Here is a 26278-nt window from a genome sequence, read left to right as displayed (position 1 = left end):
CGCGTCTTCCCCTGCCGGGTCACTCCTTCCCGGCGGGGGAGGACAGCGTCGTGATCGCCCGCCGCAACAGGGTGCGCAGGGTTTCCTCCTCCTCGGCGGTGAACGCCGCGGAGAGCCGGGCCTCGGCGGCGAGCGCGGCCTCGTTCGCCTTGCGGAAGGTCGCGTGGCCCGACCGTGTCAGCCTGGTCACCAGTACCTGGTTGTGCACATCGGACGGGGTGCGCTCGATCAGCTTCTTGGATTCCAATGTGGACAGTAGTGACGCCATGCTCTGCGGCGTCACGTAACAGATCCGGGCCAGCTGGGCGCCGGAGAGCGGTGCCTGGGACAGTGCGAGCAGCGCGGCGTACTGCGGGACGGACAGGCCGAACGGCTTCAGCACGCGGGTCTTCTCCGCCATCAGCGCCTGCTCGCCTCGCTTGAGGAACGTGCCCAGCCGCGCTTCGAGGCCTTCCATGATCTGTTCTTCGACGCCCATGCGACCTCCCTGTCGTCCCCAAAGTATCAGGGTTCTCATCGAGGACAGGAACCTTGTGCTTGACGAGGACCGTCCTCTGATGCTTCCATGCCTGATGTGCATCAGGGTTCTGATGCACATCAGGCTTAGTGGGCAACTCAGGGGGTACAGCAGTCATGACAGCACGCGTTTGGCTCATCACCGGCGCTTCCTCCGGCTTCGGCCGCACGATCGCCGAGGCCGCGCTCGCCGCGGGGGACACCGTCGTCGCGGCGGTCCGCCGCCCCGAATCGGTGGCCGGCCTGGTGGCCGTCGCACCGGACCGGGTCACCGCCGTCCGGCTCGACATCACCGATCACGATCGGATCCCGCCGGTGGTCGAGGAGGTCATCGAGCGGTACGGCCGGATCGACGTCCTGGTCAACAACGCAGGCCGCGGCCTGATCGGCGCGGCCGAGGTGATCACCGACGAGGCGCTGCGCGGCCTCATGGACCTTCACCTGTTCGGCCCGGCGGCGCTCACACGAGCCGTCCTGCCGACGATGCGCGCGCGGCGGTCCGGCGCGATCGTCCAGATGAGCAGCCAGGCCGGGCGGTACTCCTTCGGCGGCGTCAGCGCGTATTCCGCGACGAAGTTCGCGCTGGAGGGCTGGTCCGAAGGGCTGGCGGCCGAGGTCGGGCCGTTCGGCATCCAGGTGATGATCGTCGAGCCCGGCGCCTTCCGGACCTCCTTCAACGAGCCGGGCGTCCTGCTGTTCACCGAGGACGACGGCCCCTACCGGGAGATCCTCGAACCGGTCCGCACCGCGCTGGCCGACGTCGACGGCAAGCAGCCCGGCGACCCGGTCAAAGCGGCGGAAGCCATCCTCGCGGCACTGGACTCCGGGAAGCCGCCATTGCGGCTGGCGCTGGGCACCGACGCGGCGGACACCATCGCGGCGAGCCTCGACAAGGCACGCGCCGAACTGGCCGAATGGGAATCGCTGAGCCGCGGGACGGACTACTGACCCACGAGTGCCCGCACGCTGGACGAGGCCGAGTCCCGTACGAACGCACAGTCGGCGGGCCGTCCGGCGTCGCCGAGTTCGAGCCGCAGTTCGACGCCGTCCGCCACCCGGTACGGGCGGGTGTCGATCACCGTGCCGAGGAGCTTGCGCAGCCGCGACACCTCCGCACGCGCGGTGATCACGTGGTCGGCGTCGCCGTAGAGGGCCTTGCTCAGCATCGCGGCGGTCAGCCCGCCGGGCCCGGCGAGGTGCAGCAGCAGGAGGATCTCGGCGTGCCGGACGGTCAGCGGGCTGCGCCACGGCGTCCCGCCGCCGCTCACCTCGATCCGCGGCGGCCCGGAGAGGTCGAGCAGCAGCCGCACGGTGGTGTCGGCGCTGTTCGGCCGGACCAGCCAGCCGCCGGCGACCGGCTCCGGCAGGCACAGCCCGAGGCCGGGCACGGTGATCGCGCGGTCGCCGTGCGGGCGCGCGATCCGGTCCCTGGTCGCGATCCCGGCGCTGTGCGCGACCCAGCCGTGCTCGTCGACGAGCAGAAGCGGCCCTTCGACCCCGGCCAGCCACGGCGCGGCCGAGGTGCGTAACTGCTCCAGCGTGTGCTGGTGATGGCGCCACAACAGGAGTTCCGCGAGGCGGACCGCGGTCTCGATGAGCGCGCCGATGGTCGGATGAAGAGTCAGCGCCGGTCCGCTTACGTCCACGATGCCGAGCAGTTCGCCGGTGCGCGGATCGTGGATCGGCGCCGCCGTGCAGTACCAGGGATGCTGCGGTTGTTCGAAGTGCTCGGCGGAGAACAACTGCACCGGGGCGGCCTCCGCGATCGCGGTCCCGATGGCGTTGGTGCCGACCGCCGCCTCGGTCCACACCGCGCCGTCGACGAAGCCGAGGCGGTCCGCGCGCAGCCGCGTGCCCGCCGCGCCCTCCCGCCACAGGATGACGCCGTCGCCGTTCGTGATCACGAGCAGGAACTGCGAGGCGTCCGCGACCGACGAGATCAGCCGTTTGATCTCGTCGACGACGAAGCTCAGCGGGGATTCCCGGCGCAGCCGCTCGATCTCGTCGAAGGGCAGCGGCGTCCGGCTGTTGCGGCCGTCCGGGTCGAGTCCGAGCGCGAGCACGCGTTGCCATGATCTGGCGACCAGGTCGCGGGGCCGCATGGCGGGCCGGGAGCCGCCGAGGACGGCGTCATACGTCCTGGTCAGAGCGCGTGCATACGTCTGCAGGTCCATGCCATGCTCGATCGCTTGGAAGGCGCTCACGATCACCGGCTCCGTCGCTGGGGTGCCAGTGACCATAACTCCGTATCCGCGACGGACGCCATAGCTCCTTCGGCCTGCAATGCGCCGCAACCCTTGTCGGCCCCTTCCTTCGTCCGATGTGCTGTGAGTCACACGAGGTGAAAGGAAGTGCGATGACCGCGACCGTGGAGAGCAGGCTGACACCGCAGGAACGGGTCGACACCTGGCTCGGCGAGTTCGAAGCCGCGCTGGCTGCCCGTGACGTGCCGCGGGCCGCCGGGATGTTCGCCGTCGACAGCTTCTGGCGCGACCTGATCGCGTTCACCTGGAACATCAAGACGGTCGAAGGACGCGAGGGTGTCGCCGAGATGCTGACCGCGCAACTGGAGGCCACCGACCCGTCGGGGTTCAAGACCACCGAGCCCGCGGAGGAGGCCGATGGCGTGACGTCGGCGTGGATCGAGTTCGAGACCGCCGTCGGCCGGGGGCTCGGTCATCTGCGCCTCAAGGACGAGGGGGCCTGGACGTTCCTCACCACGATGCACGAGCTGAAGGGCCACGAGGAACCGCGCGGGTTCAACCGGCCGAAGGGCACGGCGCACGGTGCGGACCCGAACCGCCGGACCTGGACCGATCAGCGCGTCGCGGAGGAAACCGAGCTGGGCTATACACGGCAGCCGTACGTCGTCGTGGTGGGCGGGGGACAGGGTGGCATCGCGCTCGGCGCGCGGCTGCGTCAGCTCGGGGTGCCGGCGATCGTGCTCGAACGCAATCCACGCGCGGGCGACTCGTGGCGCAACCGGTACAAGACGCTCTGCCTGCACGACCCCGTGTGGTACGACCACCTGCCGTACCTGCCCTTCCCGGACACCTGGCCGGTTTTCGCGCCGAAGGACAAGATCGGGGACTGGCTCGAGATGTACACCCGGGTGATGGAGATCCCGTACTGGACGTCGGCCACCTGCCTGTCGGCGTCCTACGACGAGTCCACAAAGGAATGGACGGTCGAGGTGGACCGGGCGGGCGAGCGCGTTACGTTGCGCCCCAAGCAACTCGTGCTCGCCACCGGGATGTCGGGCAAGCCGAACCTGCCGTCCTTCCCCGGCCAGGACCGGTTCACCGGCGACCAGCACCACTCGAGCGCGCACCCCGGCCCCGAGGCCTACGCGGGCAAACGCGCGGTGGTGATCGGCTCGAACAACTCGGCCCACGACATCTGCGGCGCGCTGTGGGAGGCGGGCGCCGACGTCACGATGGTGCAGCGTTCCTCGACGCACGTGGTGAAGTCCGATTCGCTGATGGAACTGGGACTCGGCGACCTCTACTCGCAGCGCGCGGTGGCCGCCGGGGTCACCACGCAGAAGGCGGATCTCACGTTCGCCTCGCTGCCGTACCGGATCATGCACGAGTTCCAGACCCCGGTGTACCAGGCGATCGCCGAACGCGACGCGGACTTCTACGACCGGCTGGAGAAGGCGGGCTTCCGGCACGACTGGGGTGACGACGGCTCCGGTCTGTTCATGAAGTACCTGCGCCGCGGCTCCGGCTACTACATCGACGTCGGCGCGTCGGAACTCGTGGCGAACGGTGACATCAAGCTGGCCCACGGCGGTGTGCGCGAGCTGACGGAGGACTCGGTGGTGCTGGAGGACGGCACCGAACTCCCGGCGGACCTCGTCGTCTACGCCACCGGCTACGGCTCGATGAACGGCTGGGCCGCCGACCTGATCGGCCAGGACGTCGCGGACAAGGTCGGCAAATGCTGGGGCCTCGGCTCGGGCACCACGAAGGACCCCGGGCCGTGGGAGGGCGAGCAGCGGAACATGTGGAAGCCGACCCGGCAGGACGGCCTGTGGTTCCACGGCGGGAACCTGCACCAGTCACGGCACTACTCGCTGTACCTGGCCTTGCAGCTCAAGGCGCGCTGCGAGGGCATCCCGACCCCGGTCTACGGCCTGCAGGAGGTCCACCACCTGAGCTGATCGGTGACCACCGAACTTGCCCGCTGAGAAAAGTTGCTCAGTGGGCAAGTTTGTGTGTATCGTCGGGGACATGGCAGAGGACGGGGAGCTGGGCCTGCGGGAGCGCAAGAAGCTGAACACTCGCAGGGCGCTGAGCGACGCGGCGTTGGAACTGGTCCTCGAAGGAGGGCTGGAGAACGTCCGGCGAGAGGACATCGCGGCACGGGCCGGGGTGTCGATCCGGACGTTCAACAACTACTTCGCGAGCAAGTACGAGGCGCTCGCCTACCGGCAGATCGAGCGGATGAAGCGCAGCGTCGAGATCCTGCGGTCGCGTCCGGCAGGCGAGCCGCTCTGGACGGCGATCGCGGAGGCGTGCGCCCGGCCGCTGGAGGACGAAGGCGGAGCGGACAGGGTGCCGAGCCGGGAACAGCTGGCCGCGGTACGCGAAGTGATGACCGCGCCGGAGATGCACGGCGCGGTGCAGAAGGCAGTGCTCGGCGCGGACGGCGAACTGGTCGCGGTGATCGCCGGGCGCACGGGAACCGACCCCGCCCGCGATCTGTATCCCCGGCTGGTGGCGAGCGCGATCGGGGCCGCTTGGCAGGCGGCGGCCGATCTGTACCTGCGCGCCGATCCGCCGGTGCCGATCGTCTCCCTGCTCCGGCGCGCGATCGACCAGATCGCCGCCGGGCTGCCCGATCCGTCCGCCTGAACGACTCCGAAGTAATCGAGACACGGAAACAGGGGGTTTCTTCGTCATGCCCGAAAACATCAAGTCAGAAAACGCCGAGGTGGTCATTTCCGGCGCGGGGCCGAACGGGCTCATGCTCGCCGCGGAACTCGCACTGGCCGGAGTCCGGCCGATCATGCTGGAGCGGCTGCCCGAGCCCAGCGACGAACCGAAGGCGAACGGAATGGTCGGTCAGATCGTGCGGTTCCTGGATCAGCGGGGACTGTACGAGGAGATCAGCGGCAGGGCCGGCCCGCCGCAACCCGCTCCGGCGTTCTTCTTCGGCGGGATGACGTTGTCGTTCGCCGAAGTCGTGGACAACCCGGTCCACCTGCTTCCCGTGCCGCAGCCGAAACTCGTGCGCCTGCTGGACAAGCGCGCACTCGGCCTCGGCGTGGAGATCCGGCGGAGCCACGAGCTGACCGGACTCGTCCAGGACGAGGGCGGCGTAACCCTCACCGTGTCCGGGCCACAGGGCGAATACGAGCTGCGCACCCGGTTCCTGGTCGGCGCGGACGGCGGGAAGAGCCTGGTGCGCAAGCAAACCGGCATCGCGTTCCCCGGGACCACCGACACCAGGGGTGTCACGCGGATGGCGCAGGTCAGCCTGCCGGACCTGCGGCGGACGCCGGACGGCGGCATCGACATCCCGGGCGTCGGACCGCTCGGTTTCGGGTTCAACCGGTTGGAGCGCGGCACGTTCGTTTTCGCGGAACTCCAGCCGGGCAAGACGGTGATCGCGACCGGCGAACTCCGCACCGAGCCGATTCCCGAGGACATGCCCCTGACGCTGGACGAACTCCGGGACAGCGTTCGCCGCGTGCTCGGCGTCGACCTGGCGTTCGGGCCGCCGGCGGGACCCGGTCCGCATCCGCTGCGCAGGATCACCACGCAGAACACCCGGCAGGCCGAAAACTACCGCGCGGGCAACGTCTTCCTCATCGGCGACGCGGCACACGTGCATTCCGGGATGGGCGGCCCCGGGCTCAACCTCGGCATGCAGGACGTGGCGAACCTGGGCTGGAAACTCGCGGCGCACCTTCGCGGCCGGGCGCCCGAAAGCCTGCTCGACACCTACCAGAGCGAGCGTCATCCCGTCGGGGAACGCGTCATGATGCACTCGCTCGCGCAGGCGGCCCTCATCGCACCCGGCTCCGATGTCACCGCGCTCCGGCAGCTGTTCGGGGAAATGGTGCGCAAGCCGGAGAACGCCGCGTTCATCGCGCACCTGATGGCCGGATCGGACGTCCGGTACGACATCGGGGACACGCATCCGCTGTCCGGCCGGATGGTCCCGGAGCTCGCGGTCGGCTCGCGGCGCGTCACCGAACTCCTGCGTGCCGCGCGGCCGGTACTCGTCGACTTCACCGGCGGCACGGAGATCGCCGCGGCCGCGGCGGGCTGGGCCGATCGCGTCGACCTGGTCAGCGAGTCCACTTCGGACACACCGGTCGCGGCGGTGCTGATCCGCCCCGACGGCTACGTCGCCTGGGCCACCGACAGTCCACAAGAGACGGATGGCCTCCAGGAGGCGCTGACCCGCTGGTTCGGGGACGCGGCGTAGCTGTCGTCGGTCTGCCGGGAAGAGTATTTCGGGCATACCCCGGTGATCGGAACGCCTTTCAGCCCCATGCGCGCCAGGGAACGTCACTACCTTCGGGAAGCAAGCGAAGATCAGCTGCTAGCAGTACTGGAGATATTCGATGATGCGTAAGCTTGCCACCGGTTTCGGCATTGCCCTGCTCGCGTTCGGCGGCGCGGTTTCCGCGGCCGGAACGGCGTCGGCCAGTCCGGTCACCGCGCAGTCCTACAAGGTCGTCATGATGTGGGCCGGAACCACGGACAAGCAGGCAGAGCAGTGTGAAACGTACCGGGCGGTCATCCTCCACGGCCAGGGCGAATGCATGTTCTACAACGGCAACACCGAGCTGAGGGTCCCGGCCTGAGAAGGTCCGTGGGGCCTCCTCGAGGGTCCATCCATGCCCGCCGCAACTCGCGACGGAGGCGCCGGCGCGCCGGTATGGATTCAAGTCCCTCGGGGAGGCCCCCACGGAACGTCAGCGGAGTTGCTTGAGCAAGGCGGGGACGAACGCGGCGGCGTCGACGGTGCCCCAGCCGGACACGATGTCGAAGCCCTTGCCCGCGGAGAACCCGGGAACGCCGTTGTAGCTGTTGTTCCCGCTGGTCACGTCCACGATGCCGGACGCGGTACCGCCGGAACCGAGCTTGTACAGCGCGGGGTTGATGAAGCCGAGGCCCTTGCCCGCCTGCTGCGAGGCGAGGTCGACCACCGCGGCGAACAGCGGCGACGACTGCGACGTGCCGGACGTGCCCAGCAGCGAGATGTCCGGCAGCGAGCGGCCCTTGGCGTGGGTCACCTTGCCGACTTCCTTCTGCCAGTCGGGTATGCCGTACTCGTGCGAGACGCCGCCGCCCGAGCGCGACCACAGGTCGTCCGGGGACTTACGGGTGCCGTCCGGGTTGAGGTGCAGCACGGTGCCACCGACCGCGGTGACGTAGGAGTTGGCGGCGGGGAAGCTCACCACCTGCTTGCCCCACTCGCTGCCGTCCTTCTTCTTGCCCGTCGAACCGTCGTCCCCGCTGGACGCCGTGACGGTGATCCCCGCGTCGACCGCCTTCTTGAAGTGCGCGTCGAGATCGTGCAGCTGCTGCGAGTTGTCGAAATCGTCTTCCGGCGTGCCGAGGCTCATCGAAATGACGTTGGCCGCCTTGTGGTCGGCGAGGTAGTCGATGGCCTTCATCATGTCCGGGAAGCCGTCGATGCCCTGGGTTTCCGAGGTCGGCGTGGCCACGACGAGGATCTTCGCCTTCGGCGCGAGCGTGTGGAACATCGCGACGTCGAGATCGGTCTCGCCGCCCCAGCTGGAGCAGTCGGCGGGCACGCCGGGGTCGTCGCACGAGGGCACGTGGCCGGCGGGCTCGAGGATCTGCACGTCCGCCGGGGGCAGGCCGTGCGAGCGCGAATAGCTGTCGATGTAGGCCTTGATGTTCTTGTCGCCGTAGGAGACGATCGTCGCCAGCGCCGTGCCGGTACCGTCGATTCCCTTGTCGTACAACGGTTTCGTGTGATACGCGGTCTGCAGGTTGTTCCCGGCCGCCGCGATGGCCTTGTCGGTCAGCGCGGCGCGCTCGTCGGCGTTCTTCGTGGCGCCGAGCAGCTTCGCAGCTTCACTGAAATGATGTTGTTTGGCGGTCGCGTGTGCCTGGCCCGCGGGTGCGGCACTCGCCGCGCCGACGCCGCACATCGTGACCGCGACGGCCGCGCTCGCGGCGAAGGTGAGTGCCGTCCGCACGCGGCTCGGACCTCGGACTCGGCTGAACCCAGCAGACATTCGGTGTTCCTCCAGCTCGGCTGTGTCGGGGTGGCTACGGTGCGCTCCTGTGCCGGATTAAAGCCTCGCGGGAGCCGGTCCTGCCACGGCCATTGGTCGTGGATGCGGTGATACGCCCAGGAAACCGGCGTTCCGCGCGAACCGGGGTAAAAGGGATCACCGTTGCCGGGTCAAAGGCCGCGTGACCAGCACACCCAGCAGGACGAGCACCGCCATTCCGCCGAACATCAGCCGCGCCGATCCCGTATCCGCGTCGCCGCCGAGATTCACCAGAAGGCCCGCCAGCGCCGAACCGAAAGCGTTGGACACGAGTTGCACGGTGTTGATCGCCGCGGACGCGCGATCCGCCTCGACGCCGCCGGGTTCGACGCTCATCGCCTTCGTCGCCAGATGCGGCCACGCGATCCCGATCCCGCTGCCCGCCACCAGCAGACCGGCGATCCACACCACGATCAGCCCGAGGCCGGCGTCCTTCTGCTGAGTGAGCGCGAGGACGGCCAGGCCGCCGCCGAGCAGCAGGGGCGCCGCGACGAGAATCCGCCGGATCGCCGTCGCGCGCGTCGCGTTGGCCGCCGGGATCTCCCCGATCGTCCAGCCCGCCGCGAGCGCCGCGCCGAGGAACCCGGCGGCGATCGGTGCCAGCCCGCCGAGCCGCTGCCCGAACAGCGGAACGAACGCCTCCGTCGTCGAACCGATCGCCAGCACCACGATGAACAGGTAGATCCACTTCGTCGGCGCTCCACTGTGGAAGGTCGAGCGCGGCAGGACGCGGGCACGGGCGCCGCGTTCCCGCGTGACGAAACCGATGACCAGAACCGCCGCCACGACAAGGAAAACGATTCGCAGGGTGGTCTGCTCGGCGACCCCGGCGACGCTCACCAGGAGCACGGCCGCCGAAAGCAGGAGCATCGAAACCATCGGCGCGGGCATGATCGCGCCTTCGGGACGGTCGCGGGGCAATGCCCGCGGGACGAGGACGGCGAGCCCGAGCCCGGCGGCGGCGAGTGCGAAGAACGCCACCTGCCACAGCCGCAGCTGGCCGAACAGCCCGCCGAGCGCGGGGCCGGCGAGCGTGCCGACGCCCCACATCGCGGAGATCAGCGCCGAAGCCCGCGCCCACAACGCTTCCGGCAGGCTCGACCGGATCAGCGCGTACCCGAGCCCGGACAGCAGGCCACCGCCGATGCCCTGCACCGCCCGGCCGATCAGCAGCACCGCCATCGCGGGGGAGACGGCGCAGAGCACGGACCCGGCGACGAAGAAGCCCAGCGCCAGCACGTACGAACCCCGGGCCCCGAACCGCGCGACGGCCTTGCCGACCACCACCGAGGACGAAACCGACGCGACCAGGAAAACCGTGGTGCTCCAGGCATAGAACCGCTCACCGCCGATGTCGGCCACGATCGTGGGCAGCATGCTCGCGGTGAGGTAGATGTTGGTGGCGTAGAGCGCGACGCCGCCCGCCAGTACCACGATCGCGCCGAGATGGCGCTTGCCGAACAGGTCCCGCCACGATCCGGCGACGGGGCTCGCAACAGTTGTCATACCGCCGACGCTAAAAGCTCCAGTTCGCTGGAGGTCAACCTCGGCATGGCCCGGATCACCTTGCGACGTAAGAAATCGCGGAGGTGCCCGCGGACCAGCAGGCACCTCCGCGACATGGTGGCGGAGCCGGGGGGCGCTCATTTTTCGGCGAAAGAGGCCCACCGCCGGCACCGCCCTGGTTCAGTGCGTGCGACCCGCGCGTCGACGCCGAACCACGATCACACCGGCCAATCCGGCGACGAGGGCGAAACCGGATGCGGCGATCCAGTCCAGTGCCGTGTTGCCGGGGACAGGCGACTGCGCCTCGGCGGGGTTGGCCGCCGGGGCCGGATCGAAGCCACCCAGCCTGCCCTTGCGGGCATAGTCCGAGCCGGGCATCTTGTCGGCGTACTTGCCGTGCACGATCCGCTGGTAATCCGCGAGCGTCGTGCCCGACGGGCCGACCACACGCTTCGCTACGTCGTTGAGCCCGACGACGCGGCCTTCGTGTACCCGGTACCAGGCGTTGACCTGCGGTTCGGTGAAGACCGTATCGCCGCCCGCCTGCGCGGGATAGGTGATTTCTTCGGTACCTGTGGTGATATTGCTGGCTTCCCAGCCGCTGCCCGCACGGGTCAGCCAGACCGAGGCGTCCTGGCCGCTGGCCGAACGGGCGTGCACGGCGTAGTAACCGAACGTCGCGACGTCCTGGGACGCGCCGGTGACGAACGCCGGGTTGAGCGTGTGCACCTCGAGCGGCGACCCGAGGATCTGCGGCGCCTTCGCCGCCGCGGCAGCGCTTTCCTCGGCCTTGCTCATCATCGACGAGGGCTCGCCCGCCGCGTGGCGGTCGGCGCCGACGAAGAAGTGCGCGATGAAGTCGGTCGTCTGCGGGGTGGTGGCGGCTTGTCCCGCGGCGTCGCGATCAGGGGAAGCGCTTGCCGAGGCAGTGCCCAGCAGCAGCGCGAAGCCGGCGATGGCCGAGCCGGTGAGCATCCGTGTCGTCTTGTTCATCGCCATCACTTCTCCCCGTAGAGAGATTCGGCCCACCGGAACTGGCCATTCGACACATAGGACTGGTGACGCATCTGGCTGTAGCGCGGGCTGGACGGCCACGGGTCGCCGTAGGACAGCGTCTGGGTCGAGCTGTCGTAGCCGTAGATCACCTGCGCGTGGCCGCCGCCCGCCGTCCAGTAGATGCCGGTCTCGATCGGCGAGTTGCCGTCGATCGACTGTTGGACCTGGGAGAAGCTGAGTGAGCCGCCGATGCGCCCGCCGGTGATGCCGAGCTTCTGGAACGCCGTCTGCACCCACTGCAGGTAGCCCGCCTGGTTCGGGCACCGCTGGCCCTGCGGGTAACCCCGGGCGATGTTGCAGAAGTCGTTCTGGCTGATGCCCTTGTCCTTCTGCAGGTACTTGGCGATGGTCAAGCCGCTTCCCGCCCAGCACCACTGGTTCTGCTCCTGGACCTGCTGGCTGATGTTGAGCTGCTTGCTCGCGGCCGGTCCGGCGGGGGCGGCCGAAGCGACGGTGACGGGGGCGAGCACGCCCACCGCCAGTACACCCGCCGCGAGCACGGCGGACCGCCGCAGGCGGCTCACCGCCGATCTCCGCGCGCCGCGAGGCGGCGCACTCGTGCTGGGCATGGTTGCTCCTTTCGGCCCGACCGCGGAGGCCGGATTCGGGGAACGAGGACCATGCGAAGCATCGGCCGAACGGCCGGAACGGGGGTAATCCCATCGGGGATAACACGCACGTTATGGGTAGACGATCTCACTCTCGGTCATGTCCGACAGGATCGCGTCGACCTCTCGATGCGCCTCCGGGTGACTGTCCCACCAACGCCGGTAATGCACGTTGTTGTCCGCGACGTTCCGGTAGGCGAGCGCGGCGCAGCGGAACAGCTCGTCCATCGAGTTCAGCAGGACGTCGTTGGCGCGCATGGCGAACAACAGGTCGGCGAGTACCGGGTCGCCGCGCAGCGGATAGGCCGAAACCCCGCCGCTGGGCCGGAACGACGCCGACGCCATGACCACGCAGCCCGCCTTGATCAGCGTGCGCGCGGTGATCGCGTCGGACGTGTAATGCCGCACCTTCGGGGTGAAACCCGCGGCTTCGCAGGCCGCGAGCAGCCGCATCCGCACCCCGTTCTCGTGCGGCGGTGGCAGCACCCACTCCTCGTCCGCGAGATCGGCGAGGTCGATGACGCCGTCCTTGATCGCGGGATGCCCGTCGGCCACCCCGGCGAAGATCGGCTCGGTGCCCAGCGTCCGCACGGTCAGCCCGGCCAGGTGATACGGCTCGATACCGTCGAACCGCTCCAGCAGCGCGACGTCGACCCGGTGCGTGGCCAGCAGCTTGAGCAGCACCGGCGCGGAGGGCTCCACCCAGGTCTGCACGTCGAGTTCGGTGGCACGCAGGTGCAGCTGCTCGACGAAGCCGCCGAGCATGGTCAGCGGGATACTGCCGACCCGCAGCACCGAGCGCCCGTTCGCCTGCCCGCGTTCCTTGGCCGTGACGACGAGTGCCTGCAGATCGGCCAGCAGTGCCTCGGCACGGTTGAGCACGAACTTGCCGAGGTCGGTCGGCTTGGTACCCTGCGAGCCGCGTTCGAACAACTGCCCGCCGAGAATCCGTTCGATGCGTTTGAGCTGCGCGGTCAACGCGGGCTGGCTGACGCCGAGCAGGGTCGCCGCCCTGCTCACGCTGCCCGCCTCCGCGACAGCGCGTACCGCACGAAGATGACGCAGTTCGAGCTCCGCCATCCGCCGATGTTATACCCCTATCGGGTGGGGAGATAGCCTTGCGCCGTAATTGGTTCGGACCATTCTTTCAGAGTGAGAAAGCGCTCGTCGGCGCGTCCGGTGACAGGACATAGGAGAACCGCCGGATCTTCGGTACCCACAGCTGGAAACAGGACAGATCGGGGAGGGTGACCGCGTCCGACACCGTGATCAGGCCCCGGTGCAGCCAGGCCCACGTCCTGGCGTCGTCGTCGGTGAGCGGGCCGACGAGCTGGTTCGCCCAATCCCGGCCGGATCGCCGTGGCTCGAATCCCGCGACGAACAGCTCCCAGCTGTCCTCCGGCGCGCGGTGCATGAGACCGCCCTCGATCGCGCCGGCCGGATCGGGCGCGGTGTCGAGTGCCCGGCCGAGCAGCCGCGGGTGCGCGGTGAGCAGGCCCAGCAGCACGATCACCGCCTGGTACTCGCCGGGCTGGTCGTCGTCCCCGAGGAATCGCGACGCTTCGGAGAGATCGCGCGTGGCCCGCAGCATCCGGTAGAGATTGAACAGCCGCTTGGCCTGGCGCGGTGTGCCCACGAGCGGGTCGAGCGCCGCGAGAAGGTCGATCTCCGGTTCGGTGAGCGGACGCGGGAGCACGTCCGGCTGTCCCGTGCCGAGTTGGAGCGCCACCTCGGAACCGCGCTCGATCGAGAACGACGGCGTCCGGACGGCGGATTCCGCGGCGGTCCGCGGCCGCGTGCTGCCCGGCGCGTCGGCGGGGGAGTTCGCCGGTGCGGATCGTAGCGCGGGGGACAATGCCGTGAAGGCCTCCTTCACAGCGCTCAACGCTGTGAAGGAGGCCTTCACGGACAGGCGACTCGGTCAGTGCGTGACCAGCAGGGTCACCCCGGCCTCGCCGCCGCAGTCGACCAGGACCGGGCCGACGCCGTTCCCGATGTGCTGGGCGACGTTCGCCTTCGCGAGGAAGCCGTTCGGGTCGGACTTCAGGATCCGGATGTTCTCCAGCACCGGGTTCTCCGGGGAGTTGCCGATGACCTGCTTGAGGCCGGTGCCGCCACCGCAGTTCCCGGTGATGGTCACCTCTTCACCGCGCTTGGTGGTCGGGTTGGGGCTCACCTCGACGACGGCGCGCGCCCCCTTCGGCGGCTGCTTCTGGACGTTCTCGGCGCTCACCTTCTGGACGTTCTCCGTGCTCGCCGACGCGCTGTTCAGGCCGGCGATCCCGGCGGCCGCCGCCGCGACCAAGCCCGCCGAAGCGGTGAAGCCGATCAGCGTGCGGACGGTCTTGCGGTTCCCCATGACGTTCTCCCTTTCCCCACTGTCCTTTTCGGACACTCGTGCACCCCGCGGAGTCCGCGGGATCACCGGGTAAGTCGCCACGACGGGTACCCGGGGTTCTCGGAAGATCGAAAAGTGACCCAGGTCACTCGAACTCGACGTGACCATCCGGTGAACGTGCACGGTGACCGGGTACTCCGCTGCGTATCGGCGGCGATACTCGGTGGCATGACTTCACTTCGCCGGTTCGCCCGCGTCAGTGCGCTCATCACCCTCGCTTCGGGCCTGCTGCTCGGCCCTGCGACGGCCGCCGTCGCGTCGCCCGTCTCCGTTGCTTCGGTCGGCAGCATCTGCACCTCGGACCTGCCTGACGAGGCCCACGAGACGCTGGACCTGATCGCCAGCGACGGGCCCTTCCCCTACCCGCAGGACGGTACCGTCTTCTCGAACCGCGAGGGCATCCTGCCGTCGCGGCCTTCGGGCTACTACCACGAATACACCGTGGAAACCCCGGGCAGCGAAACCCGCGGCGCCCGGCGGATCGTCACCGGCGAACGGGCGCAGGAGGACTACTACACCGCCGATCACTACGAGTCCTTCGACCTCGTCGACTTCACCTGCTGAACCAGGCATCCCGGGCTCCGTGGTCGGCTATCTTCGAGATCCCCGACCGACCACGGAGAACCGGATGCCCGAACGTGTCACCGTACTGCCGGACGACCTCCGCGCCGACGTCGAAACCCTGTGGCGCTACCACGATCTGCGTCATGAGCTTCGCGTGTCCGACGTCGGGATCGGGCTGGGCAGCCACGATCTCGGCGTCGCGACCCATACCGCGGAACTCTTTCGCGACGGTAGGTTCCCGCGCATCGTCTTCACCGGGGCGAACGCCCCGACCACGGTCGAACGCTTTCCGCGCGGCGAAGCCGTCCACTACCGCGAGCACGCTCTCCAACTCGGCGTGCCCGGCGACGCGATTCTCCTGGAGCCCGAAGCAAGGAACACGGGGGAGAACATCACGTTCACCCGTCGCCTGCTCGCGGAGAACGGCATCGCGGTCGAAACCGTGACGCTCGTTTCCAAGCCGTATCAGCAGCGCCGGGCGTACGCGACCTGCAAGAAGCTCTGGCCCGAGGTCGACGTCCGCTGCGCGTCGCGGCCGCTCCCGCTCGACGACTACATCGACACCATCGGAGACGCCGACCGCGTCGTCACCATGCTCGTCGGCGACACCCAGCGCATCACCGAGTACGCCAAGCGCGGCTTCGCCGTGCCGCAGGACGTGCTGGAAAGCGTTCAGGATTCCTACCGGCGCCTGGTCGCCGCCGGATACACCCGTCGCCTGATCTGACCGTGTCCGCCGATCAGTCCACAAGGGACAGATCGAGCCGCCGCAGCCGCGCCGGGTCGGAGATCACCTCGTAGGCGGCGATCCGGTCGTCCTCGACGGTGATGGTGAGCGCGAGCACCAGCCGTCCGTACGGGGCGACGACGAGGCCGACGGAACCGTCGACCAGCGCGGGTTCCGCGACCTGCGAGTTCCGCCGCAGGACGATGGTCTCCTCCGCGACGGCCCGCGCGCCCCGGACCTCCGCCGCGACACCCGGCGGCAGCGTGGCGGGATCGGCCCGGCGCACGACGCCGGGGGCGAGCACGGCCAGCAGCGCGTCCAGGTCGCCGCTGCGCGCGGCGGCGAGGAAGGCTTCGACGACGTGCCGGTTCCGGGTGAGGTCGGCGGCCGGCACCTCGGGGGTGCCCTTGACCTTCTGACGGGCGCGGCTGGCGAGCTTCTTCGTGGTGACGGTGGTCCGTCCGACGATCGGGCCGATCTCGTCGAACGGCACGGCGAACAGATCGTGGAGCACGAACGCGACCCGTTCGGCCGGGCCCAGGGTGTCGAGCACGACGAGCAGCGCGCGGCCGACCGACTCGGCCTGGACGGCTTCGTCCTGCGGATCCCGTTCGTCGCCGGCCACGTCGGGGATCGCGCCGACCGGATCTTCCCGGCGCGTCTTGCGGGAACGCAGCATGTCGAGGCACACGCGGGAGACGATCGTCCGCAGCCACGCCGCCAGGTTCTCGACGTCGTCCGTCTCGGCGCGGGAAGCCCGTAGCCAGGCCTCCTGGACGGCGTCCTCCGCTTCGGCCGACGAGCCCAGCATCCGGTACGCGACCGCCCGCAGGTGGTCGCGATGGGCCTCGAACCGCGAGGTCAGCGCGTTCTGCTCGTACCTGGTCACCTTTTTCCTCCGGGCTCCGTCGATTCGGGTGAGAGACGAACACAGCCGAATCCCGAGGAGAAAAGCCGTTGATCGAAAGCCTAGTCCAGCGACCGGTGCCGTCCCTGCTGCACCTCGACTCCAGCGCCGACGCGGGTTCGGTCAGCAAGCGGCTGACCACGGTGTTCGCCGATATCTGGCGGAACGCGCACGGCGCGGCCGGCTACCGCTACCGCGACCTGTCCGCCGACCCGGTTCCGCTGGTGGGCCCGGCCTACGTCGCGCTCGGCACCCGGGTGGAGCGGCACGGCGTCGTCCCGGCCTCCCGGGTGGCGGAGCTGATCGAGGATGCCGCCGAGGAACGAGAGTGGGCGCTGACCCGGTCCCTGATCGAGCAGGTGCTGGCCGCCGACGTCCTGCTGTTCGGCGTCCCGATGTACAACCTGTCGATCCCGGCCACGCTCAAGGCGTGGATCGACCGGGTCACCTTTCCCGGGATGTTCACCGACCCGGACACCGGCGACAGTCTGTTGCGGGACACCCGGGTCGTGGTGGTCATGGCGCGGGGTGGCAGCTACGGCCCCGGGGCGCCCCGCGAGGGCCTCGATTTCCAGACTCCCTATCTGCGCGCGTATTTCCGGAACCTCGGCGTGGCCGAGGAGAACCTGCACTTCGTCGCGGCCGAGCTGACCAGGGCAGGGGACATTCCCGCGCTGGCCGGTTTCCAGGAAATGGCGGGGAAATCGCTGGCGGCGGCGCGCGAAGCGGTGACCGCGCTGGCCACGCGGCTGGCCGAGCCGAGCATGGCGACGTCATGATTTCGCTCGCCTGCCAGGAAAGCCGTGTGTGCGGGCGGCGAGCACCACGACGAACGCGGGCAGCAGGAGCACCAGCACACTCCACGGGAACGCGCGGGGGCCGAAGACGCCGAGCAGGATCCCGCCTGCGACACCGCCGCCCGCCATGGCCGCGTTCCACAGCGTGACGAGCATGGCCTGCGCGAGATCGGCGGCCTCACCACCCGCGGTGCCCACCGCCGTCTGCAGCAACGTCGGGACGCCACCCCAGCCGAGTCCCCACAACGCGGCCGCGACGTAGACGAGCGCGGGACTTCCGGCCAGTACCGCGAAGATCGCGGCCGCCACGGCGACCAGGACGGTGCCGGCGACGAGGAGGGCGCGGAGGTGACGGTCGATCCGCGCGCCCACGACCGCGATGCTCACCATCGACGCGATCCCGAACACCAGCAGCACGACGTCGACGGAGCCGCCCATGCCGAGCCGGTCGAGGAACGTCGCGATGTAGGTGTAGAGGATGTTGTGGGCCAGCACGAAGGCGAGGGTGACGAACAGGACCGGCGCCACCCCGGGAATCGCCAGGGTCCGCAGCACCCGGACGCGGCTGCCGCGGTCCTGCCCGGGGTGGTCCGGGACCGTCACCAGTATCCAGCCGACGAGGACCACCGCCAGCGCCGACATGATCCCGAACGTCACCTGCCAGCCGAGCACCCCGCCGAGGAACGTCCCCGCCGGGATGCCCAGCGAAAGCGCGAGCGGGATCCCGGCCATGACGATCGCGATCGCCTTGCCGCGCAGGTGTTCCGGCGCCAGGCGGCCGGCGTATCCGGCCAGCAGCGCCCAGACCACGCCCGCGGCCACCCCGGCGACGAACCGGGCGGCCATGGTCAGCGGGAAGTTCGCCGAGACGGCGGTGACCGTGTTGGCGACGGCGAAGCCCGCCACCCCGGTCAGCAGTAAGCGCTTACGGCGCCAGCCCGCGGTGGCCGCGGAGAGCGGGATCGCGGTGAGCGCGGTCCCGATCGCGTAGATGGTGACGGCCTGTCCGGTGGCGGACTCGCTGACGTGCAGGCCGGCGCTCATCGCGGGCAGCACGCCCGCGGGCAGTGCCTCGGTCAGGACGGTGACGAAGGCGGCGGTGGTCAGCGCGAGGAGCGCGCCGAGGGGGAGCCGGGTGGCTACATCGTGGGAGATCGATGCGGTGCTTGAGGACATGCACGTATGCTCAAACCCTCACATAAATGTGAAGGTCAACTCGCCTGGGGTGAGGTCGAGCACATGCGCATCGGAGAGCTTTCGGAGCGGACCGGCACGTCCCGCCGTCTGCTCCGGTACTACGAGGAACAGGGGCTGATCGTCTCGCAGCGTTGCGAGAACGGCTACCGTTCCTACGACGAGTCCACTGTGGACCGTGTCATGCAGGTGCGGGGGCTGCTCGACGCGGGGTTGCCCACCAGGATCATCAAACAGATCCTGCCGTGTCTCGACAAGCCCCGCGTCATCCACTTCCGCGACGCGACCCCGGAGATGCTCGCCACGCTGGAACACGAGCGTGACCGCATGACCGAGCGCGCGAACTTCCTGCTGCGCAACCGGGACGCGATTTCCGAGTACCTCGAGGCGGTGCGCGCGGGCGTCAGGGATTGATGGCGAGGAACAGGAACGCCGCCATCAGCACCAGATGCACCCCGCCCTGCAGCCGGGTCGCCCGGCCCGGCACCACCGTCAGCACGCTGACCAGGACCGTGAGCGCGAGCAGCACCATGTGGGTCGGTTCGAGGCCCAGCTCCAGCGGCCCCTTCAGCCAGACCGACGCGAGCGCGATCGCCGGGATGGTCAGCCCGATGCTCGCCATGGCCGAGCCGTAGCCCAGGTTGAGGCTGATCTGCACTCGCTCCCGCAGCGCCGCCCGTGACGCGGCGAGGGTTTCCGGGAGCAGCACGAGCATCGCGATCACCACACCGACGAAGGACGGCGGGAAGCCGGCGGCCCGCACCCCGGCCTCGATGGCGGGGGACTCGACCTTCGCCAGGCCGACGACGGCGACCAGCGCGATCAAGAGCAGAACGAGGCTGGTCAGGGCGGCTTTCTTGCTCGGCGGCGAAGCGTGTTCCTCCTCTTCGACCACGCCCTCCTCGGTGACCGGGAGGAAGAAATCGCGATGACGCACCGTCTGGGTGAACACGAACATCGCGTACAGCGCCAGCGAGGCCAGCGCGGCGAACGTGAGCTGGGCCGGGGAGAACTCGGGCCCGGGGTGGCTGGTGGTGAACGTCGGCAGCACCATGCTCAGGGTGGCCAGTGTCGCCACGGTCGCCAGCGCGGCGCCGGTGCCCTCGGAGTTGAACAGCGTGACGCCGTAGCGCAGCGCGCCCAGCAGCAGCGAGATGCCGACGATGCCGTTCGCGGTGATCATCACGGCGGCGAACACCGTGTCCCGCGCCAGCGTGGCGGCGTCGGGCCCGCCGGAGAGCATCAGCGTGACGATCAGCGCGACCTCGATGATCGTCACCGCGACCGCCAGCACGAGTGACCCGAGCGGTTCACCCACCCGGTGCGCGACGACCTCGGCGTGGTGCACGGCGGCGAGCACCGTGGCGCCGAGGACGAGGGCGACGAGGACGACCAGCACGACGCCGAGGTCGTGGCCCCAGGACACGGCCAGCACGACGAGGGCGAGCACCGGGACGATGGCTGTCCAGGACAGCAGCGGTGAACGATTCTTCGCGATCACCGCCTCACCCTGACACAAACCGGCCGTCCGCACCCTTCGGCGCGGACGGCCGGGTGGCCATGACCACTCACGCGCCGACGGGCTGCTCCTCGACGATCGCGGTGCCCGCGGTACGGACGCGGCCTGCCACGAACAGCATCGCGAGCAGGCCGAGTACCGCCACCGCGGCGAAGAACCAGAAACCCCACGGATAGGCGATTCCGGCGGTGACCAGCGCGCCGGTGACGAACGGGCCGAGGATCGAGCCGAGCCTGCCGATCGCGGAGGTCAGCCCGAGCGCCGTCCCGCGCGCGTTGGCGGGGAAGGTCTTCGCCACGTACCCGAAGATCAGCACCTGGGCGGAGAACACGAACACCCCGGTCAGCAGCACGACCAGGTTGAGCAGCAGGCTGCTGCCGATGCGCATGCTGAGCGCGGCCAGCAACAGCGCTCCCGCGCCGAACCAGAGGACCGCGACCGGCTTGATGCCGAAGCGGTCGGCGACGGCACCCGCCACGAGCAGGCCGAGGACACCGCCGGCGTTGAGCACCAGCAGCAGGGTGACCGACGTCGAGATCGGGTAGCCCGCGGTGCGCATCAGCTGCGGCAGCCAGGTGTTGAGGCCGTAGACCAGCAGCAGGCCCATGAACGAGCCGGTCCAGACCAGCAGGCTGGTGCGGCGGTACCGGGCGCCGAGCAGATCGCGCAGGCCGATCTTCTCGGCGGCGGGCTCCTGTTTGGCGGCGAGGAACGCGGCGGACTCCGGCAGCTTCCACCACATCACCGGCACCACGAGCAGGCCGACGGTACCGCCGCCGTAGAACAGCAGGTGCCAGTTGTCCGTGCCCGCCGAAAGCGCGAGCACCGAGGTGAGGACCGCGCCGACGTGGTAGCCGGTCATGGTCACCGTGCTCGCGCTGGCGCGGCGGTGCTCCGGCAGGTGCTCCGACATCGTGGTCAGCGCGACCGGCATGCACGCGCCGAGGCCGAGGCCCGCGACGAACCGGAGCACGGCGAACACCGCGACACTCGGCGCGAGCGGCGTCACCAGGGTGAACACCGAGAACAGCAGGACCGAGCCGATCAGCATCCCGCGCCTGCCGAACCGGTCGGTGATCGGGCCGACGCAGGCGGCGCCGACCGCGACCCCGATCAGCGAGACCGTGGCGACCAGGGTCGCCCCGGCCGCGGTGAAGCCGAGGTGATGGGTCTTCAGCAGGGTCGGGATCGTCGCGCCGAGCGCGACCAGGTCGTAGCCCTCGAGCAGGACCGTCAGCCAGCAGAGCACCGCCGTCCATACCGATCGGCGGGGTGACGTCGTCATTGCCGTGCTCCTTGCACAGTTCATGAAACAGGGGCTTTTCAGAAGGGGTAGCCGGCGATGTCGGACCGGACGGTGAGCCACTGGGTTTCGGTGAACGCCTCGATGTTCGCTTGCGCGCCACCGAAGCGGGAGCCGTTGCCCGAGTCCTTCCAGCCGCCGAAGGGTGCCGTCGGCTCGTCCCCGACGGTCTGCTCGTTGATGTGCACCTTGCCCGAGTGCACCAGATCGGCCAGCTTCATCGCGGTGCCGACATCGCCGAGGATGCCGACCGACAGCCCGTATTCGGAGTCGTTGACGATCCGGGCCGCTTCGTCGAGGTCGCGGTAGGCGATCACCGGGGCGACCGGGCCGAAGATTTCCTCGCGCCAGGCGGGGTTTTCCGCGTCGAGTCCACTGAGGACGGTCGGAGCGTAGAACGGCCCGTCGGCCTTGCCGCCCGCTTCGACCTTCGCCCCGGCTGCGACGGCGTCGGTCACGACGCGGTCGATGTGCGCGAGCTGCTTGTCGTCGATGATCGGGCCGAGCGCGACATCCCCGGCCGCGGGGTCGCCGACCGGCAGTGCGCGGGCCTTCTCCGCCAGCGCCGCCACGTATTCGTCCACAAGGGACTCGTGCACCAGATGACGTCCGGTGGTCATGCAGATCTGGCCCTGGTGCAGGAACGAACCGAACGCCCCGGCGGAGGCGGCCGCGGCGACGTCGGCGCCGGGCAGCACCACGAGGGCGTTGTTCCCGCCCAGCTCCAGGTGGACGCGCTTGAGTGCGCGCGCGGCGGCTTCGCCGACCTTGCGGCCCGCCGCGGTGGAGCCGGTGAACGAGACCACCGAGACCTCGGGCGCGTCGACCACCGCGGCGCCGACGGCGGCGTCACCGGGCAGCAACTGCAGGAGACCCGCCGGAAGACCGGCCTCCTCGAACACGCGGACCAGCGTCACGCCGCCGGAAACGGCGGTGCGCAGATCCGGCTTGAGCAGCACCGCGTTGCCGAGCGCCAGCGCGGGCGCCACCGAGCGGATGGACAGGATCAGCGGGAAGTTGAACGGCGCGATCACCGAGACGACGCCGACCGGCAGCCGTCGCGCGAACGACCAGCGCGGCTCGGACGTGCTGAGCACCTCGCCGCGCGGGTGGGTCGGCAGCGCGGCCGCCTCGAAGCAGATCCCGGCCGCCATCTCGGTTTCGATCGCGGCCTTGGCACGCACCGAGCCTGCCTCGCGGACGAGCCAGTCCTGGACCTCGTCAGCGTGCTTTTCCCATAGCTCTCCGGCTTTGCGTAGCACGGCGGCCCGTTCGGTGGGCTTCTTCGCCGCCCATTCCTTCTGCGCTTCGGCGGCACGGGCCGCCGCGCGGGCGACGTCGTCCGGCGTCGCGTTGCCGACCGCGGCGAGCTGCTTGCCGGTGGCGCGTTCGGTCACCGGGTAGGTGCCGCCGGAACCGGCGGTCCAGCCGTCGAGGTAGAGCTTTTCCCGCCAGATCGCGGTGTCGAGCAAGGTCATGATCACTCCGGTGTGGTCAGTTGCGTGTCGACCTGGATCAGCCTCGGACCGTCCGAAGTGGACTTCAGCTGAGCGTGCAGGTCGTCGAGTTCGGTGACCGAGGTGGCGGGAACGCCGTAGCCCTCGGCGATACGGGTGAAGTCGAGCCCGGGGATCTCGGTGCCCGGGACGTTCTCGGTGCCCAGCAGCGTGCCGAACCACTGCAGCGCGCCATAGGCGCCGTTGCGCAGGATCACGAACGTGACCGGCACGCGGTAGTGGGCCGCGGTCCACAGCGCGGTGATGCCGTAGTTCGCGGAGCCGTCGCCGATCACGCCGACGACCGGGCGATCGGGGCGGCCCATCGCCATCCCGACCGCGGCGGGCAGGCCGAAGCCGAGCCCGCCGGACGCGGGGAAGAAGTACGAGCTCTCGTGGCGCAGATCCATCTGCCGCCACCACGCCGAGTTGGTCGAAGTGGACTCGACGACGTAGGTGGTGTCGGCGGGTTGCGTGTCGCGCAGCGCCGCGAAGACCTGCTCGGGGTGCAGCGCGCCCTTGGCCGTCGCGGGCTCCGGGTTCGGGACGAAGCGCTCAGCGGCGTCCGCGGCGCGGGACTCGATCCGGGCCAGCAACGCTTCGAGCACCACGCCGGGATCGGCGACGAGCGCCTCGCCCATCGGCGCGCGCGCCGCCGCGCCGGCGTCATCGGTGACCTGCACCAGCTTGCTGCCTTCCGGCAGATACCGGCCAGGGACGTACTGGTGGTAGCGGAACACTGGCGCGCCGAGCACCAGGATCAGATCGTGCCCGGCCAGCGCGGTGGAGATCGAGGCGATCCCGGCGGGGAGGACGCCGCGGAAGAGCCGGTGCCGGTTCGGGAAAGGCAGCCGGAACGGCGAGGGCGCCACCCAGGCCGGCAGCTCGAGGTGCTCGGCGAGCGCGACCGCGCGGTCGAACAGCCCCGCGGTGTCGATGTCGCCGCCGAGGACGAGAGCCGGGTTGCGGGCGGCCCTGACCTGCTCGACCAGGTCGTTCAGCTGGTCTTCGCTCGGGGTGAGACCACGCCGGACCTCGCGGTCCAGGGTCGCGGCGGCGTTCGCGTCGAGCTCGGCCGACCAGTCGTCGTAGGGCACGGAGAGGTAGGTCGGGCAGCGCCGCAACTCGGCCTCGAACACCGCCTGCGCCAGCGAGCGCGGCACGTCGGCGGCGCAGCTGGGCTCGCCGGCCCAGCCCGCCAGCGGGCGCATCAGCTGCGTGGCGTCGACGTTGGAGAGCATGGCCTCCATGCCCATCGCGGGCCGGACCTGCTGGCCCGCGGTCAGCACCAGCGGGGAGCGGGAGTAGACCGCGTTGGTCAGCGCGCCCATCGCGTTGCCGGAACCGGCGGCGGCATGCAGGTTGACCAGCACGGGCCTGCCGGTCGCCTGGGCGTAACCGTCGGCCATCCCGACGACCACGCCTTCGTGGAGGCCGAGCACGTAGCGGAACGAATCGGGCAGTTCGGCGAGGAACGGGAGCTCGTTGGAGCCGGGGTTGCCGAAGATCGTGGTCAGGCCACGGCGTTCCAGGAACTCGTGGGCGATCCGGCGGGCGGTGGGCATGGGGCTGGGTCCTCCTCGGGGATGTGGGACAGAACCTAGGGCTCGTCCGTGACTGTGTTCCAATAAATGTTGCCGACCTTCGATATCGACGGGATCTATGATGCGGGACTTCGACCTGAACCTCGTGCGCACGTTCGTGCTGCTGTACGAGACCCGCAGCGTCACCGCGACCGCGGAGTCGATGCACCTCACCCAGCCGACGATCAGTTACAGCCTGCAGAAACTCCGGCGCCGCTTCGGCGACGAGCTGTTCCGCCGCACCAGGACCGGCCTGATGCCGACCACCACGGCCCGCGAGCTGTACGAGCCGCTGCACGCCGCGCTCACCGGGATCGAGGCCGCGGTGAGCGGCTCCCGGCACTTCGACCCCGCCACCGCGCACAACGCGTTCACCCTGTGCCTGTCCGACCTCGGCGAGGTGTCGCTGCTTCCTCGGCTGATGGCGGCCCTGCCGGACCAGGCGCCGGGCGTCACCCTGACGGTCCGGCCGCTGGACGTCGTCAACGTCGTCGACCAGCTGGGCCGCGGCGAGATCGACGCGTTCATCGCCACACCCCTGCTGAGTTCGCAGCGCGTGGCGCGGATCCCGCTGTTCACCGAGGGATACTTCGGCATGGTGGCCGAGGACCACCCACGGCTGCGCGGTGGCCGCGTCACCCGGGCCGCGCTCGCCGCCGAACGGCACGTCACGGTGTTCGGCCCGGCCGGGCAGGAAGGGCCGCGCAAGGCGCTGGAGGCGTCCGGCCTGCTCGACCGCGTGGCCCTCGAGGTGACCCGCTTCGCGACGCTGCCTTATCTGGTGCAGCAAGGAGAACTGGTCGCCATCGTCCCCCGCAACGTCGCCGAGGTGTTCGCCGCCGAGCATCGTGTGCGGTTGCTGGAGCTGCCGCTGGACATCGAACCCGCGCAGGTCGCGTTGTATGCCCGGCACGCACACGCACGCAGCCCGGCGCAGCACTGGCTGGTCGGCTTCATGCACGAAGTCCTCGCCGAAATCGCGGAATAGCGACGGCCTTGTTTTCGCGTTGACTGATTATCGTTGCCGGGGCACAATTTGTTGATTCTTGGCGCCCGGTAACGGACAGTCACCGTCGACTGTCCGGAATATCTTCTTTGACCGTTCCTGGTGTGGTGTCGGGGAGACTACTGGGTGATTGTGACCGTGTCGGCCTTGAGCTGCCTTCGGTCCTCACCGATCGTAGATGTTGGGAAGTCGTTGTCGGGGAGGAAGTTTCATGTCCGCGCGGATAGATGTGCGTCGTACGGCCGGTGGTCTGCGGCTGCTGGTGCCCGCCTACGGAGTGCCACGCCGGTCGATCCGGCTCAGCTACGCACAGGCGGGTGATCTCATCACCGCGATCCGGGCGGGCCAGGTCCGGTCGGTGGCGGGCGACGTCGCGGTCGCGCCGTTCACCGAACACGCCGAGGACGCCGGGCCGTGCGCGGTGCTGGCCGACGCCTGTGCCGGAACCTACTTGCGGGAACAGGATTTGCGTGCACTCGGCAACGATCTGTGTGCCCATATGCCCGACCGCATGACCCCGCTGCCCTAGGTCCGGCCGGCGGTGTCGCGAACGCTCCGTTCGCGACGATGAACGTCCCCAGCGACGCGTTCGAGACACCGCTCCGGCCGGTCGAGTCCTCGGCGCACGATCTTCTGGCCTGGCCGGGAGATTCTCACCGCGTTGCCAGTGTGGTGAGCCCTGTTTCGCGGCTTAGGTTCTGAGGTGGATGGTGTTGCGTCGTGGTGTGCGGGTCGCGTCGAGCCAGGCGGGTGGGATGAATTCGGGGAGTCCGTCGGTGGTGATGCGGACTTCCCATTCGGAGTGGTGGATGAGCTTGTGGTGGACGGA

General features: G+C 69.6%; 26 protein-coding genes. 11 read left to right on the top strand and 15 right to left on the bottom strand.

Features of this window, described 5'->3' with window-relative positions:
* Positions 1-19: 19 nt before the first annotated feature.
* The gene (locus ACFWX1_RS28615) at positions 20-478 is read right to left on the bottom strand and encodes a MarR family winged helix-turn-helix transcriptional regulator (RefSeq protein ID WP_378392455.1); all 459 of its coding nucleotides are present in this window, start codon (positions 476-478) and stop codon (positions 20-22) included.
* Positions 479-633: 155 nt separating this feature from the next.
* Here ACFWX1_RS28615 and ACFWX1_RS28610 point away from each other — a divergent pair, with 155 nt between their 5' ends.
* The gene (locus ACFWX1_RS28610) at positions 634-1464 is read left to right on the top strand and encodes an oxidoreductase (RefSeq protein ID WP_378392453.1); all 831 of its coding nucleotides are present in this window, start codon (positions 634-636) and stop codon (positions 1462-1464) included.
* Here the strand turns inward: ACFWX1_RS28610 and ACFWX1_RS28605 are convergent.
* Positions 1458-2720, bottom strand: a complete 1263-nt coding sequence (locus tag ACFWX1_RS28605) for a transcriptional regulator (RefSeq protein WP_378392451.1) — start codon at positions 2718-2720, stop codon at positions 1458-1460. The genes ACFWX1_RS28610 and ACFWX1_RS28605 overlap by 7 nt on opposite strands.
* Before the next feature lie 152 nt (positions 2721-2872).
* Here ACFWX1_RS28605 and ACFWX1_RS28600 point away from each other — a divergent pair, with 152 nt between their 5' ends.
* From ACFWX1_RS28600 to ACFWX1_RS28585, 4 genes are all read left to right on the top strand, one after another.
* Entirely contained in the window at positions 2873-4681 is a 1809-nt protein-coding gene (locus tag ACFWX1_RS28600) for an NAD(P)-binding domain-containing protein (protein ID WP_378392449.1), read from the top strand.
* A gap of 70 nt (positions 4682-4751) precedes the next feature.
* The gene (locus ACFWX1_RS28595; RefSeq protein ID WP_378392447.1) at positions 4752-5375 is read left to right on the top strand and encodes a TetR/AcrR family transcriptional regulator; all 624 of its coding nucleotides are present in this window, start codon (positions 4752-4754) and stop codon (positions 5373-5375) included.
* Between the two features lie 46 nt (positions 5376-5421).
* On the top strand, positions 5422-6957 hold the full coding sequence (locus ACFWX1_RS28590; protein ID WP_378392445.1) for an FAD-dependent monooxygenase: 1536 nt from the start codon (positions 5422-5424) through the stop codon (positions 6955-6957).
* A 139-nt stretch (positions 6958-7096) separates the two neighbouring features.
* A complete protein-coding gene (locus tag ACFWX1_RS28585) occupies positions 7097-7339 on the top strand; it encodes a hypothetical protein (RefSeq protein WP_378392443.1) in 243 nt (80 codons plus the stop codon).
* 111 nt (positions 7340-7450) lie between these two features.
* Here the strand turns inward: ACFWX1_RS28585 and ACFWX1_RS28580 are convergent, their stop codons facing one another.
* From ACFWX1_RS28580 to ACFWX1_RS28550, 7 genes are all read right to left on the bottom strand, one after another.
* Positions 7451-8707 (bottom strand): peptidase S8/S53 subtilisin kexin sedolisin, encoded by a 1257-nt coding sequence (locus ACFWX1_RS28580; RefSeq protein ID WP_378392441.1) that lies wholly within the window; start codon positions 8705-8707, stop codon positions 7451-7453.
* 195 nt (positions 8708-8902) lie between these two features.
* Positions 8903-10291: an MFS transporter gene (locus ACFWX1_RS28575; protein WP_378392439.1), complete on the bottom strand. Its 1389-nt coding sequence runs from the start codon at positions 10289-10291 to the stop codon at positions 8903-8905.
* Positions 10292-10471: 180 nt separating this feature from the next.
* Positions 10472-11290, bottom strand: coding sequence for a hypothetical protein (locus ACFWX1_RS28570; RefSeq protein ID WP_378392437.1), 819 nt, complete (start codon positions 11288-11290; stop codon positions 10472-10474).
* A complete protein-coding gene (locus tag ACFWX1_RS28565) occupies positions 11290-11916 on the bottom strand; it encodes a papain-like cysteine protease family protein (protein ID WP_378392435.1) in 627 nt (208 codons plus the stop codon). The genes ACFWX1_RS28570 and ACFWX1_RS28565 overlap by 1 nt, the downstream gene beginning before the upstream one ends.
* 111 nt (positions 11917-12027) lie before the next feature.
* Positions 12028-13035: a LysR substrate-binding domain-containing protein gene (locus ACFWX1_RS28560; RefSeq protein ID WP_378392433.1), complete on the bottom strand. Its 1008-nt coding sequence runs from the start codon at positions 13033-13035 to the stop codon at positions 12028-12030.
* A 67-nt stretch (positions 13036-13102) separates the two neighbouring features.
* Positions 13103-13831, bottom strand: a complete 729-nt coding sequence (locus ACFWX1_RS28555; RefSeq protein WP_378392431.1) for a hypothetical protein — start codon at positions 13829-13831, stop codon at positions 13103-13105.
* 45 nt (positions 13832-13876) lie between these two features.
* The gene (locus ACFWX1_RS28550; protein ID WP_378392429.1) at positions 13877-14314 is read right to left on the bottom strand and encodes a hypothetical protein; all 438 of its coding nucleotides are present in this window, start codon (positions 14312-14314) and stop codon (positions 13877-13879) included.
* A 207-nt stretch (positions 14315-14521) separates the two neighbouring features.
* Here ACFWX1_RS28550 and ACFWX1_RS28545 point away from each other — a divergent pair, with 207 nt between their 5' ends.
* Positions 14522-14917 carry a ribonuclease domain-containing protein gene (locus ACFWX1_RS28545; protein WP_378392427.1) on the top strand — a complete coding sequence of 132 codons (396 nt, stop codon included), beginning with the start codon at positions 14522-14524 and terminating at the stop codon, positions 14915-14917.
* A gap of 64 nt (positions 14918-14981) precedes the next feature.
* Positions 14982-15644, top strand: coding sequence for a YdcF family protein (locus ACFWX1_RS28540; RefSeq protein ID WP_378392425.1), 663 nt, complete (start codon positions 14982-14984; stop codon positions 15642-15644).
* 13 nt (positions 15645-15657) lie between these two features.
* On the opposite strand, the gene ACFWX1_RS28535 is transcribed toward ACFWX1_RS28540, so the two are convergent.
* Entirely contained in the window at positions 15658-16533 is an 876-nt protein-coding gene (locus ACFWX1_RS28535) for a sigma-70 family RNA polymerase sigma factor (RefSeq protein WP_378392423.1), read from the bottom strand.
* Between the two features lie 68 nt (positions 16534-16601).
* Here ACFWX1_RS28535 and ACFWX1_RS28530 point away from each other — a divergent pair, with 68 nt between their 5' ends.
* A complete protein-coding gene (locus ACFWX1_RS28530) occupies positions 16602-17330 on the top strand; it encodes an FMN-dependent NADH-azoreductase (protein WP_378392421.1) in 729 nt (242 codons plus the stop codon).
* Here the strand turns inward: ACFWX1_RS28530 and ACFWX1_RS28525 are convergent.
* Positions 17325-18524, bottom strand: coding sequence for an MFS transporter (locus ACFWX1_RS28525; RefSeq protein ID WP_378392419.1), 1200 nt, complete (start codon positions 18522-18524; stop codon positions 17325-17327). The genes ACFWX1_RS28530 and ACFWX1_RS28525 overlap by 6 nt on opposite strands.
* A gap of 63 nt (positions 18525-18587) precedes the next feature.
* Between ACFWX1_RS28525 and ACFWX1_RS28520 the strand changes: the two genes are divergently transcribed.
* Positions 18588-18956 (top strand): MerR family transcriptional regulator, encoded by a 369-nt coding sequence (locus ACFWX1_RS28520; RefSeq protein ID WP_378392417.1) that lies wholly within the window; start codon positions 18588-18590, stop codon positions 18954-18956.
* On the opposite strand, the gene ACFWX1_RS28515 is transcribed toward ACFWX1_RS28520, so the two are convergent.
* The 4 genes from ACFWX1_RS28515 to mdlC all read right to left on the bottom strand — a co-directional run bounded on the left by ACFWX1_RS28515 (position 18946) and on the right by mdlC (position 24425).
* The gene (locus ACFWX1_RS28515) at positions 18946-20043 is read right to left on the bottom strand and encodes a calcium:proton antiporter (RefSeq protein WP_378392415.1); all 1098 of its coding nucleotides are present in this window, start codon (positions 20041-20043) and stop codon (positions 18946-18948) included. The genes ACFWX1_RS28520 and ACFWX1_RS28515 overlap by 11 nt on opposite strands.
* 67 nt (positions 20044-20110) lie before the next feature.
* Positions 20111-21346: an MFS transporter gene (locus ACFWX1_RS28510; RefSeq protein WP_378392413.1), complete on the bottom strand. Its 1236-nt coding sequence runs from the start codon at positions 21344-21346 to the stop codon at positions 20111-20113.
* A gap of 38 nt (positions 21347-21384) precedes the next feature.
* Positions 21385-22842 (bottom strand): benzaldehyde dehydrogenase, encoded by a 1458-nt coding sequence (locus tag ACFWX1_RS28505; protein WP_378392411.1) that lies wholly within the window; start codon positions 22840-22842, stop codon positions 21385-21387.
* 2 nt (positions 22843-22844) lie between these two features.
* Positions 22845-24425, bottom strand: a complete 1581-nt coding sequence (mdlC, locus tag ACFWX1_RS28500) for a benzoylformate decarboxylase (RefSeq protein WP_378392409.1) — start codon at positions 24423-24425, stop codon at positions 22845-22847.
* A 97-nt stretch (positions 24426-24522) separates the two neighbouring features.
* Here mdlC and ACFWX1_RS28495 point away from each other — a divergent pair, with 97 nt between their 5' ends.
* Together ACFWX1_RS28495 and ACFWX1_RS28490 are read left to right on the top strand one after the other, a co-directional pair.
* On the top strand, positions 24523-25431 hold the full coding sequence (locus tag ACFWX1_RS28495) for a LysR family transcriptional regulator (RefSeq protein WP_378392407.1): 909 nt from the start codon (positions 24523-24525) through the stop codon (positions 25429-25431).
* 229 nt (positions 25432-25660) lie between these two features.
* Positions 25661-25978, top strand: coding sequence for a hypothetical protein (locus tag ACFWX1_RS28490; protein ID WP_378392405.1), 318 nt, complete (start codon positions 25661-25663; stop codon positions 25976-25978).
* Positions 25979-26278 lie beyond the last annotated feature (300 nt).

The sequence above is a fragment of the Amycolatopsis sp. NPDC059021 genome, assembly GCF_042739895.1.
Lineage (GTDB): Bacteria > Actinomycetota > Actinomycetes > Mycobacteriales > Pseudonocardiaceae > Amycolatopsis.
The sequence above is the reverse complement of the archived record's forward strand: the minus strand, read 5'-3'. Positions and strand labels throughout refer to the sequence as shown.